This is a genomic window from Streptomyces sp. 8N616, assembly GCF_052246385.1.
In the GTDB taxonomy this organism is placed as follows: domain Bacteria; phylum Actinomycetota; class Actinomycetes; order Streptomycetales; family Streptomycetaceae; genus Streptomyces.
This window is the reverse complement of sequence record NZ_JBQQBY010000007.1, coordinates 241,617-253,667: the sequence shown is the minus strand read 5'-3', so window position 1 is coordinate 253,667 and position 12,051 is coordinate 241,617. Positions and strand designations below refer to the sequence as shown.

The following is a 12,051-nucleotide window of genomic DNA, read 5'->3' as shown; positions in this document are numbered from 1 at the left end:
GGTCTTCAAGCGGTCGTCGATGTGCACGTACAGTGCGGTCAAGAGGGTGTCTAACTCGGTCGTCACAACCCGATGTTGGACACCCTCCCCGCGTCCGTGAACCCCGCAATCGGAACTACTCGTCTAGCCGTTCCTTGCAGATCCATCTGACCGTTGGTCCGGTGTGCCGTTGACCGAGGCGTTGACCGACGCGCACGAGGTCCGCCCAGCAGAGGGGCGACGACCCGGATACGGTCCAGCCATGACCATTCGCCCTGACGCGCACGATTTTTGGGAAGGCGCCGGCTCTGAGAAGACCTTCACTCACCGCCTCGACCCCGAACTGCTGGAGAAGTACGTCCCCCCGAGTGCCCGCATCCTGGACTACGGCTGCGGTTACGGGCGGCTGACCGCACAGTTGGCCGCGCTGGGGTACGGCGACGTCTGCGGTGTCGATCCCTCCCGCGCGATGATCGCGCGGGGGCTTCGTGAGCATCCGGGGCTTGCTCTGATCCATCAGCCCGCTCTCCCCCTGCCGTACGAGGACGGATCCTTCGATGCGGCGCTCCTCTTCGCCGTGCTCAACTGCGTCCCCGACGACACCGCTCAGCGGGCGATTGCCGGGGAGTTGGCCCGGCTCGTGCGGCCTGGCGGGGTGGTGTACCTGAGCGATGTGCCGCTGCAGAGCGACGCGCGCAACGTGCGACGCTACGAAGAAGGCGCACGGGTGCACCACACCTACGGCATCTTCACCACTCCCGACGGCGGCCTCTTCAGGCATCACCGCCCCCGGCACCTGCACGCACTCCTGCACGGTCATGGATTCACGGTCGAGGAAGAACGCACGGGAACGGCCCTCACACTCCATGGGCACACCTCCGAGCGTCTTCAGATCGTCGCCCGCCGCGAACCCGCCTCGGCGCCGGGCGGGAAGCGGGGCCACGTCACAGGCTCAGCCTGATGGGCCTGATCCCTGCCCTTGCCGAATACCTCATCCGGCAGCTCGGGCGGCATCTCCCACCGTCGCTCCCGTCCCGCACTACGTCTCGCCGAATTCGGCGCGCACGCCGAGCAGGCGTACGGGGCGGTTGTGCTCGAACAGCTCCAGCACTGCCAGTGCCGCGCGCTCGATCTCGGCGGGGTCACTGGTGGGCGCGGGCAGGGCGATGCCGTGGGTCTGTGTGAGAAACGGCGCGAACCGCACTTTCACCGCGACCCGCTTCGCCGGGCGGCCTTCGGCGGCCACATCCCGTGCCACGCGTCTGGCCAGCGTGGCGACCTGAGCGTCGATCTCCGAGCGGTCGGTCAGGTCCTGCTGGAAGGTGGTCTCCCGGCTGCGCGAGCGCGGAACGTAGGGAGCGCCACTGACCTCGGTGTCACCCGCGCCCAGCGCGAGCATCCGGTACCACGGTCCCAGCACGGGCCCGAACCGCGCGGCGAGCTCGGCCGGGTCGGCCCTGGCCAGCTGGGCAACGGTGATCAGGTCCGCCTCGGCCAGCTTTTTCGCGGTCTTACGGCCGATGCCCCACAGCGCGTCGGTCGGTCGCTCGGCCATGACCGCCGCCCAGTTTTCTCGGGTGAGGCGGTACGTACCGGCCGGCTTGGCGAACCCGGTGGCCAGCTTGGCGCGCATTTTGTTGTCGCCGACGCCCACTGAGCACGACAGCCCGGTCGCGGCCCGTACCGCCTCCCGGATCTTTGCGGCCAGGGCTTCGGGATCGTCGGTGTGGGCTCCGAGAAAGGCCTCGTCCCAGCCGAGCACCTCGACGACCACCGGAAACCGGCGCAGCGTGGCCACGAACTGATCGGAAACTCGTTGGTAGACCGGCGGGTCCGAGGGCAGGAAGACCGCTTCCGGGCAGCGCTTGGCCGCCAGGCGCAGTGGCATGCCGGACTGGATGCCGAATGCGCGGGCCTCGTAGGAGGCCGTGGCCACCACCCCTCGCTGGGTGGGGTCACCTGAGCCGCCGACCACCACCGGTCGTCCACGCAACTCCGGTCGGCGGGCTACCTCGACCGCGGCGATGAATTGGTCGAGGTCGACGTGCAGGACCCAGTCCCTGAAGGACACGATGTCCAGTATGCGCCTTTCGCCCGCGCGGTGCCCGCCACGGCATCGCTCGCTGCGGCCGTGCGACGCCCGCGCCAGAGGCCGGGTCGGTTCAAGCCGTACGAGCCAGGCCGAAGCCTGCGACCGAGGTGCCCGCCACACGGTCGGCGAGCGAGCGCCGGGTCGGGGAGAACACTGGCACGGCGTTGAACAGGAAGACGGCCACGGCGATGGTCCAGCACAGGAACGACAGCAGGAACATGCCCTCGACGAGCAGACAGCAGGCGATGGAGTACAGGGCCACGTCGGCTGTGGTGGTGACCGCGGCCCGCAGCGCCGTGCGGCGGGGGGTACGGGAGTCGACGCGCAGGCCCATCAAAGCCTTGCCCAGCGTTCTTCCGGCCAGGGTGAGGGCGGCCCACTGGTAGAGGAACGTGCCGACCACCAGAGCCGCGAAGGCCTGCTGGACATATCCTGCCGCCTCGCGCCACAGCGAACGCCCCATATCCCCGGTGGCCCCGACGGCATCGCCCCGCGAGGTGAGAAACCGCCAACTGCCGTCCGCGGCCAGCTCGGGCACGTCGGTGATGAGCGCGGAGATGCGCTGAAAGGTGAGTACGGCGAGCAGCGAGGCCCCCGCGAGCACCAGCGCGAAGTCGATGAACCAGGCCACGACACGGCGCAGCTTCGGCACGGATGCCCCCTCGATCCCTCACCTGTCCCGTCGCCGGAACACAGTAGTGACAGGAGGCGGGAGAGGGCCGATGGGTGGCTGAATTCCCCTCCCAACATGGCGAGTTGGGTGTGCATTGGGGCAGTGGACCACGGTCTGCGGCGTCAGGAGCCCTGGACCGGATGGTGGTCGGAGCTTCGGTACTCCTTTCGCCCGGGGCGAGGAATGCCCGGCGCGCGTCATGCCCTCACGTGCGGCATACCACCCCGAACCGACTAGGCGCACCAAGATGGTGAATCTCTGGGCAGACACAGATTCGGACGAACATAATGGGCGACACACGGCACCTTGGCCGAAATCGAACGGGGAACAGAAGGGCCCATTCATGACGTCAACGACCTTGCGCAACGGGCCCGCTCCGCGGCCGCGAAAGAGTCACTGGCCGGCAGCCAGCCTCTTGGGCGGACTCTCCGCGGAGACCCGCGACCAGATGATCACCCTCGGGCGGCCTGCGCGCTTCGGCGGGGGAGAGCGGCTGTTACGGGAAGGCGAGTACGGCTCGCATGTATTCCTGCTGCTGAGCGGCTGGTTCAAGGTTCTGGCGACGACGGAGCACGACAGGGAAGCGCTGCTTGCGGTTCGGTCGGGCGGCGACATCGTGGGTGAGCTCGCCTGCTTCGACACCCAGCCCCGCGCCGCCACAGTCGTGGCGGTCGGCACCGGCAGCGCGAAGCTGATAAGTGGTCAGGAATTTCTCTCCTTCCTGGCGCTGTACGACGACGCCGCGCAGGCGGTGCTGCGCGCGGTGGCGGGGAAGCTGCTCTGGGCGACGAAACGGCGGCAGGAGTTCGGAGGTTGCCCGGTGGCCACCCGGGTCGCCCGGGTGCTGGCGGAGCTGGCCCGGGTGTACGGCCGACCGTGCGACGCCGGGATCTCGATCGGCGTGTCGCTCACTCAGCCGGAGCTGGCGGCCCTGGTCGGGGCTTCCGAGCCGACCGTGCACCGAGTGCTGCGCGCGCTTCGCGAGCAGCAGGTCATCGAAACCGGATACCGGCGGATCCTGGTCCGGGACGTCCCCGAGCTCAGCAGGGTCGCGGAAACGGACTGGGATGCCGAGCCGGTGGCGGACCGGCCGCCGCCGGTCATCGTGTCATCCCGGCGAGCACCAGCCACGCAACAGCCGCAAGGACCATGGCCGCGACCCAGGTGAGGGCGCGCGCCGGGTAGCGGTTCTTCACGGTGGCGATCCGGGCGATGGCGTCCGCTGTCGCCCATGCCTGGGCCGCCAACTGCCCTCCGCCAGTGCCGGAGTGGGCCGCGATGTCCAGGGAGAACCGGTTCGGTCCCGAGGGCTGCCCGTGCGCGGGCGGATCGCCCGGACCAGCAGGTATCCCGAGACGGTGAAGGTGAGGGCGTAGGCCAGGGAGGCGAGCACGTGGACGGCGGGGGGTCCGCCGCCATCTCCGAGGCGCCGAGCTCGTATGGGCGGCCGTGCTATGCCCGGCGGTAGATCGTGATCGAGTGGCCGACCTCGTCGATCGGCTCGGCGCCCTCGATCAGCGCCGCCAGGCGGCCGGTGGCCTTGGCGATCGAGGAGTCCGACACGACGAGCAGCCCGTGCACCTCGTTCGGGGACACCTTGCGCGGGTCGGAGGCGTCGATGCCGTAGGAGGACGGCACGCCGCTGCCCTTGTAGACGAGCCAGATCTTCTCGTCAGGGTACCGCTGCCGGAGGCGGTCGGCCAGCCGGCCCAGGTCCTGGCCCCAGTCGACGTTCGAGTCGTGCAAGCGCAGGTGAGTCTTCGACGGTCCGCCGAACGCCTCGTTGGAGTACGGCAGGTAGTACGGGTACGTCCGCAGCGAGCTGACCGCGACGAACAGGGCCAGCGCCGCCGTTACGACGTGTGCCCACCGCCATCGGAAGGCGACCACGCAGGCTGCCGCGACCGCCAGGAACATCGGCACGAAGACGGCGTACCGGACGCCGAAGTCGCGGGACCCGTTCATGGCCGCGGCCAGCAGTACGGCCGTGGGGACGAGCACGTACAGTGCCGCGGGCCGCAGCCGGGGAACCGTCACGACCGCGACGGCACCGGCCGGCCACAGTGCGAGCATGCCGAGCGGCGTCTTCACCAGCAGCGCGGCGGGCAGGTAGTACCAGAGCGAACCGACGTAGTGACGGCCGAACAGGAAGCCGTGCCACGGGGCGTTCTCGAAGCGGAACTGGATGAGCATGCCGTCCCGATACGGCTGCGGGAACGGCAGCCAGTCGACGACAAGCCCGCGCAGCCCGCGGGTGACCGGCAGGTTCTCGGGAGCCGTCCAGCGCAACCGCGGGTCGACGGCGAGGTAGGTGGCCCACACCACGACGACGGCGACCAGCGCCACGACGACCGCTGCCGCCGCGCCGAGGGCGAGAAGCCGCGCCGTCCTGCGCGTGCCGAGGTCGTGCGTCCGACGGGCGTACCAGACCGACAGGACGACCAGGAGCAGCAGCACCGGAACCGCGGGCAACGCGCTCATCTTCGTGGCCACGGCCGCGCCGAGCGCCACCCCGGCGAGCGGGAGGCAGAGGCGCGGCCGCCGCCGCGCCCGCCACAGCAACCAGACCGACGTCAGCAGGAAGCCGGCCGCCGGTACGTCGAGCGTGGCCAACGAGCCGTGCGCGATGATATCGGGCGAGAACGCGTACAGGGCGAGTGCCGACAACCCGCCCACGGCGCCGACGAGGTCACGGGCGAACGCGAGGACGACCAGCCCGAACAGCAGCGTCAGCACGATCACCGGCAGTCGCGCCGACAGCAGCAATTGCCGGGGATCGTTGCCCGATTCGTACAGCAGACGCCGCCCGAGCGCGGTTTGGCCGCCGGAGAAGGCGGGGTCGAGATGCGCGTCGGCGAACGCCAGCCCGGTCCCCATGATCAGCTTGCCCAGCGGCGGATGCTCGGGGTTGTACCGCAGGCTGTGCTGCTGCTGGTAGACCACCGCCGTGCCCGCGTACACGGGCTCGTCGATGGTCGGGGACTGCTCCACGGCGGTCGTGACCATCGCGAACGCCATCTGGGCGAGGAGCACGACCACGCCGAGCCCGAACAGCCACCGCCGGTGCCGCCGCAGCCCGTCGAGTCGGCCGGGCGGCTTCCCGGTGGTCGCGGATGTGGGCCGGCGAAGTTGAACGGGCGGTTCGGTGTGCCCGTCATCGTCGAGATCGAGGAGCGAGTGTTGTTCTTGCGTCATCGTCCCCGTACCCGGTGAGCGTCCGAACAGAGCCGCCACTCTGCCTGTTGGCCATGAATGATGGCACGACCCGCGCTATGTCCGCTCCCCGATCCCGAATCGGACACCGATGGCCGCCTTGACCTCGGCCGTGGGTGTCTGGAGCTGTGTGTTGCTTTCAGGCAGCAGTGTGACGCGGAGTCCACTCAGCTCCGGCGGCGCCCGTGGAGGATGCTCCGCCTGAATTCTTCGGGATGCCGCCGTGCATCGTCGGCGAAGTCCTCAAGAATCGACAGTAGCTTCGGGCCCTGTTCGGAGTTGATCTCTCGCTCCCTTTCCACAAATGGCGCGATGGCACGCCAGACTCGCACCGTCCGCATGGACATCGTCATGATGACCTCGTCATCAACGATGTTCAGCCGTCGCAGGCTGATGCATTGCTGAAAGAAGTACCCGATGTCGTAGACCGCCCGCCGCGCGTCCTCGGGCAGTCCAGAAACACCGAGTTGAGGATCATGCTCCCTCTGGAGTTGCTCGCACACGTAGCGGTATCGGTCCTGGAATTCGACGGACCGAAACTCATTGAACAGCCATAGATAGGCGGGGAGGTGGTTGGACTGCTTCATGAGGACGGCCTGTCGAAAGGCCAGATAGCTGGAGCTCGCCAGTGCGAGCACGGAAAGAACGATAGCGACGATGTTAAGGATCACCTGAATGTCGCCTCCATGCACGGCGAGTCATCCGGGAATGGACTCGGCGGCGACGAGTCACCCCGGACTGCTACACCATGACGCCCCGTCAGGGGCCGTGCACGAAGGTCCAGGTGCTGCCGGCCCTGGCCGGCAGCACCTCGCCACCGCCGTTCGCGCAGCGGGCAGAAGGCGTCGTCATCCTCGACGGGACGCTGCTGCCGATCGACCGGAGCGCCGTCCGACGGACCGTACTACTCCGGCAAGCGCAAACCCGCTCCCTACGGCACCGGCTTCGACGCGTCGCGCTGGTGCGGAATCGCGATCTCGCCCGGCTGTTGCAGTGCCACCGTCCGTGTGGGGGAGGGAATCGTGATGCCCTCGGCCTGGTACCGCTGGTGCAGGCGCTTGATGAACTCGTGCTTGATCCGGAACTGGTCGCTGAACTCGCCGACCCCCAGGATCACCGTGAAGCTGATCCTGGAGTCCCCGAACGTGTGGAAGCGGACAGCCGGTTCATGGTCCGGGACACCGCCGGTGATGTCCGTCATCACGCTTTCGACGACCTCGGTGGTGACCCGTTCGACGTGCTCGAGGTCGCTGTCGTAGCCGACTCCCACCTGCACCAGGATCGACAGTTGCTGTTCCGGCCGGGAGAAGTTGGTCATGTTGGTGCCGCCCAGTTGGGCGTTGGGGATGATCACCAGGTTGTTGGAGAGCTGGCGCACCACGGTGTTGCGCCAGTTGATGTCGACAACGTAGCCCTCCTCGCCGCTGCTGAGCCGGATGTAGTCACCGGGCTGCACGGTCTTCGAGGCCAGGATGTGCACGCCCGCGAAGAGATTCGCGAGGGTGTCCTGCAGTGCCAGAGCGACCGCGAGACCGCCCACACCCAGCGCGGTGAGGAGAGGGGCGATGGAGACGCCCAGGGTCTGCAGCACGACGAGAAAGCCCATCGCCAGCACCACGATGCGCGTGATGTTGGCGAAAATGGTGGCCGATCCGGCCACACCGGACCTGGACTGCGCCAGGGACCTCACCAGACCGGTGATCACCCGGGCCGCGGTGAGCGTGACGACCAGGATGAGCAGAACGGTGAGAGTCCGGTTGACGTTGTGTCCGACCCTCTCCGTCAGCGGAAGTGTCGCGGCGGCAGCCGCCAGACCGGCGGTTATCGCCGCCCAGGGCACCACGGCGCGCAGCGTGTCGACGATGACGTCGTCCCCGCTCCACCGTGTCCTGCGCGCGTGCTGTCCCAGCCACCGCAGAGCCGCTCGCAGCAGCAGACCCGCGGCGATGCCGGCGGCCACGACGACTCCGGCGACTATCGCGTCGTGCAGGGTGAATGAGCGGTTCACCGGCCGGCTCCCGCGGCCTGGGCGAAGCGTCTTGCTGCGACTCGGATGTGATGTGCCGTCACCTTGCCACCTTGTTTGTCTCTATGGGGGTTGCGAAGGCGCCGAGACGTACGCGAACGACCCGACGCGACCTGCCATCCTGCCGCACGCGGTTCGGCATGCAGCGGGCGGCTCAGGAGGGAGATCTTCAGGAGGGGGATCTCAGGACTCCCCAGCGGGATCGACCGCGTTGCTGGGGGTGGAGAGACCACAGACGTTCAGGGCGTTGGATGACACGCTGAGCTGTCAGAGGGGAGAGGCGTGTGTCATGGAGCATTCCCGCCCGGGACCGGGAACAGATGCCTACGCGTTCGGGCGGTCAGGACTGGTTGGTCTCCTGGCACCTGCCGGACGACCCGCCGGCCGGCCGGCCGCATGGTGCCGCCGGTGTCTGCGTGGCCGGCGACCAGCTCGTGCTGATCAGTCACGACGGCGTGCACTGGGGTTTCCCGGCCGGTCGGCCCGACGGGGACGAGAGCATCGGGGAGACGCTGCGCCGGGAGATGTGGGAAGAGGCGTGTGTCCGGGTGGTCGGCGCCCGGATGCTCGGGTTCGCCCGCAGTGAGTGCGTTGGAGGGCACGAAGAGGGCCTGATTCTGGTTCGGTCCTACTGGCGGGCCGAGGTCGAGATCGAGCCTTGGGAACCGCGGTTCGAAATCGAGCACCGTCGGATCGTGCCGGGTGCGCAAGCCAGGGAACACGTTCGGGATCCGGACGGCGCGGCGACGCGCATCTCGTTGCGGGCGCTGACGGAGGCGGCCCTGGGGTGAGCCCTTACCTCGGCCGAACGATCCGCGCACGCTGAGCAAGATCTCGCGTACTCCAGGTCGCATCACAGGTGATCCGCAAAAGGCCATGGCGTGAGGATTGCGGCTGGGGTGTGTCCAATTTGTTAGGTAGTCACCGCGACGGTGCCTGCACGGATCGCTGCGGCTGATCGCTGAGGAGATCCCGATAACGGATAGCGACCCGCCACCACTGTTGCGCGGGTGTGAGTATTTCCGTGACTTGCCTCAGGTCTCCGGTGACGCATCAACAGCCGGCAGGAGGAAACGAGGATCATGAAGAACGGCCAGGCAGCCATGGCTATCGCCGGTGGCTACGTCCTTGGGCGCAAGCGCAAAACGCGCTTGGCTCTCGCCTTGGCCGCACTGGCGGCCCGTCGGGGGCTTGGGGGGCAAGGTGGCGGCAGGGCCGGCGAGCTCCTGAAATCGCCTGAACTCAGTCGTCTGACCAAGAATCTGCGCGGCGAATTGCTCGCGGCGGGCAAGGCCGCCGCCGCGGGGGCAGTGAGTAATCGAATCGACTCAGTGAGTGACCGACTGGAGCAGCGAGCCACGTCGCTGCGCGCCGGTCCGCCTGGGAAGAAGCAGACGGAGCAAGAGCAGAAGCAGCAAGAGCAGAACGAGCATGAGGAGGAGGGAAAGGGCGAGGAGGAACGCACGTCCTCGCAAAAGAAGGCTACGTCCGGTGGGAGCGCACGCGGTAAAGGCGAAGGCAGCCGGACGACCAGCCCTCCGCGCAAGAAGAGCGGATCGGGTGGGGCGAAGAGGGAAACCGGCAGTTCGGGAGGCGCCAGGAAGGGCGGCTCGAGCACGTCGGCGCGGCAAAGCCGAGGATGATGACGTATGGCTGAACAGTCTGCTAGCCCTTCGGGCGGCCTGGGCACCCTGAGCCAGGAACTGCACACCGACCGCTTGATGAAGGAGGTACAGGACCTTCTCGAGGCGCTCGGAGAGCGGGCGCTCAGCACGCTGACGGACAAGGTGGGCGACGCCACCCAGCGCCTGACCGACATCGGGTCGAGCGACGGCCCCGGCCTGATGGCCGCGCTCACCGGCGGCAAGTCATTGGCGGAAGGCAAGTCCCCGCTGCGCTCGGCGCTCAGTGGCGGGCTCGCCGGGGTGAAGGAAAAGGCCAAGGAGGCTCTTCCCGGGGTCGGGAAAGACGGCGGCGAAAGCAAGGACCAGAAGATCAAAGTCGTCAATATCGTCGAACAGATCGATGTCGGGATCCCCGTCTCGGCCGCCTACGACCAATGGACGCAGTTCGAGGAGTTCCCTGCGTTCATGAAGAAGGTGGAGCACGTCGAGCAGGAGTCGGATACCGAAGTCGCCTGGAAGGCGCAGATTTTCCTCTCGCACCGGAAATGGCAGTCCACCATTCTGGAACAGGTTCCGGATGAATTGATCGTCTGGCGCTCGAAGGCCGACAAGGGCCATGTCGATGGTGCGGTCACCTTCCATGAGCTGGCACCCAACCTCACACGGATCTTGCTGGTCCTGCAGTACTACCCGCAGGGGTTCTTCGAACAGACGGGGAACCTGTGGCGGGCGCAGGGCCGCCGGGCACGCCTGGAACTGAAGCACTTCCGCCGTCACGCCATGACGCACACCCTGCTCCATCCCGACGAGGTCGAGGGGTGGCGTGGCGAGATTCACGAGGGGGAAGTCGTGGACGGCGGCGAGGAGGAGGGCGATGAGGCCCGGGAGGAAGAGTCCCAGGAGCCCGAGGACGAGTACGAGGAGGAGGACGAGGAGCAGGAAGCCGAGGACGAGGGGCCTGAGGACGCGTACGACGAGGAGGACGAGGAGGAGGCCGAGGACGAGGGCGGCGGCGAAGAGGACGAAGACGAGGACGAACGCGACGAGGACGAGGATGAGCCGTCGGCGGAGCGTCCGCGGCGGCGGTCCCGGGCCGCGTCGAGGTGAGCGCGATGACCATAGCCAGCCAGCGCAGTAACTACCTGGACCGGCCCTCCTCCAGCGGACTCGTCGATGTGGTCGACCTGATCCTGGACAAGGGCCTCGTGATCGACATCTACGTGCGCGTGTCCTTGGTGGGCATCGAGCTGCTGACGATCGACGCACGGATCGTCGTCGCCAGCGTCGACACGTACCTGCGGTTCGCAGAGCGGGTGAACCGACTGGACCTCGCCCGGAGCGGGACCGAGACCCGCGGCCTGCCGGGAGTGATGGAGGAGATCCACGAGGGCGGCGCGGAGCACAAGACCAAGGGTGTCCTGGAAGGTGTGAAGGAGAAGGTCGGCGATGTCCTCGGAAGCGACGAGGACGAGGACACCGGCCGGGGCGACCACGAGCAAGAGGAGGAGGACGACGGAGGGGAGGAGCAGCGGCGGGAGGAACGTCCCCGTCAGCGGGAGGAACGTTCCCGTCAGCGGGAGGAACGTCCTCGTCGCGGTTCACGAACCGTCAGGTCCAGCCGTAGGGAGCGGGAACAGTGACCGCCGCAGCCGCGGAAGCGGCTCAGCCCGCCCTGCGTGCCTTGTACGTCTACGGCGTCGTGCCGGCGTCCGAGCTGTCCGGGCAATTGGAAAAGCTCCCTGCCGTGGCAGAGCCCGAAGCTCCGGTGCAGCTGATATCGCAGGGCGGAATCGCCGCGGTCGTCAGCGAGGTGCCCACCGACCGCCCCCTTGGCACCCCGGAGGATCTGGAGGCCCACGCGAACGTCCTGGACACTCTCGCCCGCATTCCCGTGGCCGTACTGCCCTTCCGTTTCGGCACGGTTCTGCCGGATGCCGGAGCGGTGACCGACGAGCTTCTGGGGAGCGGTCACGAGGATTTCGTGAGAGCGCTTGACCGGCTCGCCGGCCGGGCTCAGCTCACGCTTCGGGCCCGGTATGTCGAGGACACCGTGCTACGGGAAGTCATCGAGGAGCGGCCGGACATCAGGGAGCTCCGCGAGCATTTGGCCGGGCTGCCCGAGGAAGCCGGCTATGAAGACCGTATTCGCCTCGGCGAGCTCGTCTCGGAGGCGATCACCACCAAGCGACGAAGGGACGCCGCCGCACTGGAGGAATTCTTCGAGCCTTTCGTCGACGCCACGAAGTCCGTCGAACCAGCCTCCGCCGAAGGGGTCGTGGACTCGTCCTACCTGGTCGAGGACCGGCGCCGCGAGGAGTTCGAAAAGGCCGCGGAGGAACTCGCCCGGCGCTGGTACGACCGGATCCGGCTGCGCCTGCTGGGGCCGGTTGCTCCGTACGACTTCGTGGACGATGCACTGAGCGACACAGAGGGAGACCGCTAG

At 67.9% G+C, this 12,051-nt stretch carries 12 protein-coding genes; 7 read left to right on the top strand and 5 right to left on the bottom strand.

Annotated features, from left to right (window positions below):
- Window positions 1–241: 241 nt before the first annotated feature.
- A complete protein-coding gene (locus ACTWQC_RS09265; protein ID WP_443315087.1) occupies window positions 242–940 on the top strand; it encodes a class I SAM-dependent methyltransferase in 699 nt (232 codons plus the stop codon).
- 78 nt (window positions 941–1,018) lie between these two features.
- On the opposite strand, the gene ACTWQC_RS09260 is transcribed toward ACTWQC_RS09265, so the two are convergent.
- Together ACTWQC_RS09260 and ACTWQC_RS09255 are read right to left on the bottom strand one after the other, a co-directional pair.
- Entirely contained in the window at window positions 1,019–2,050 is a 1,032-nt protein-coding gene (locus ACTWQC_RS09260) for a DNA polymerase IV (RefSeq protein ID WP_443315086.1), read from the bottom strand.
- A gap of 91 nt (window positions 2,051–2,141) precedes the next feature.
- On the bottom strand, window positions 2,142–2,723 hold the full coding sequence (locus ACTWQC_RS09255; RefSeq protein WP_443315085.1) for an RDD family protein: 582 nt from the start codon (window positions 2,721–2,723) through the stop codon (window positions 2,142–2,144).
- 436 nt (window positions 2,724–3,159) lie between these two features.
- On the opposite strand from ACTWQC_RS09255, the gene ACTWQC_RS09250 reads away from it, so the two are divergent.
- Window positions 3,160–3,912, top strand: a complete 753-nt coding sequence (locus ACTWQC_RS09250) for a Crp/Fnr family transcriptional regulator (RefSeq protein ID WP_443315084.1) — start codon at window positions 3,160–3,162, stop codon at window positions 3,910–3,912.
- Window positions 3,913–4,196: 284 nt separating this feature from the next.
- Here the strand turns inward: ACTWQC_RS09250 and ACTWQC_RS09245 are convergent, their stop codons facing one another.
- From ACTWQC_RS09245 to ACTWQC_RS09235, 3 genes are all read right to left on the bottom strand, one after another.
- Window positions 4,197–5,939, bottom strand: a complete 1,743-nt coding sequence (locus ACTWQC_RS09245; protein WP_443315083.1) for an ArnT family glycosyltransferase — start codon at window positions 5,937–5,939, stop codon at window positions 4,197–4,199.
- Window positions 5,940–6,124: 185 nt separating this feature from the next.
- Entirely contained in the window at window positions 6,125–6,628 is a 504-nt protein-coding gene (locus ACTWQC_RS09240; protein ID WP_443315082.1) for a hypothetical protein, read from the bottom strand.
- Between the two features lie 260 nt (window positions 6,629–6,888).
- Complete coding sequence (locus tag ACTWQC_RS09235; protein ID WP_443315081.1) at window positions 6,889–7,965, bottom strand: mechanosensitive ion channel family protein; 1,077 nt, start codon at window positions 7,963–7,965, stop codon at window positions 6,889–6,891.
- A gap of 338 nt (window positions 7,966–8,303) precedes the next feature.
- On the opposite strand from ACTWQC_RS09235, the gene ACTWQC_RS09230 reads away from it, so the two are divergent.
- The 5 genes from ACTWQC_RS09230 (at window position 8,304) to ACTWQC_RS09210 (ending at window position 12,051) form a co-directional block, all read left to right on the top strand.
- Window positions 8,304–8,774, top strand: a complete 471-nt coding sequence (locus tag ACTWQC_RS09230) for an NUDIX hydrolase (RefSeq protein WP_443315080.1) — start codon at window positions 8,304–8,306, stop codon at window positions 8,772–8,774.
- Between the two features lie 291 nt (window positions 8,775–9,065).
- The gene (locus ACTWQC_RS09225) at window positions 9,066–9,626 is read left to right on the top strand and encodes a hypothetical protein (RefSeq protein WP_443315079.1); all 561 of its coding nucleotides are present in this window, start codon (window positions 9,066–9,068) and stop codon (window positions 9,624–9,626) included.
- A gap of 144 nt (window positions 9,627–9,770) precedes the next feature.
- Window positions 9,771–10,715: an SRPBCC family protein gene (locus ACTWQC_RS09220; protein WP_443315078.1), complete on the top strand. Its 945-nt coding sequence runs from the start codon at window positions 9,771–9,773 to the stop codon at window positions 10,713–10,715.
- Window positions 10,716–10,720: 5 nt separating this feature from the next.
- Window positions 10,721–11,248 (top strand): gas vesicle protein GvpJ, encoded by a 528-nt coding sequence (gene gvpJ, locus ACTWQC_RS09215; RefSeq protein ID WP_443315077.1) that lies wholly within the window; start codon window positions 10,721–10,723, stop codon window positions 11,246–11,248.
- Window positions 11,245–12,051: a GvpL/GvpF family gas vesicle protein gene (locus ACTWQC_RS09210; RefSeq protein ID WP_443315076.1), complete on the top strand. Its 807-nt coding sequence runs from the start codon at window positions 11,245–11,247 to the stop codon at window positions 12,049–12,051. Before gvpJ ends, ACTWQC_RS09210 begins: the two co-directional genes overlap by 4 nt.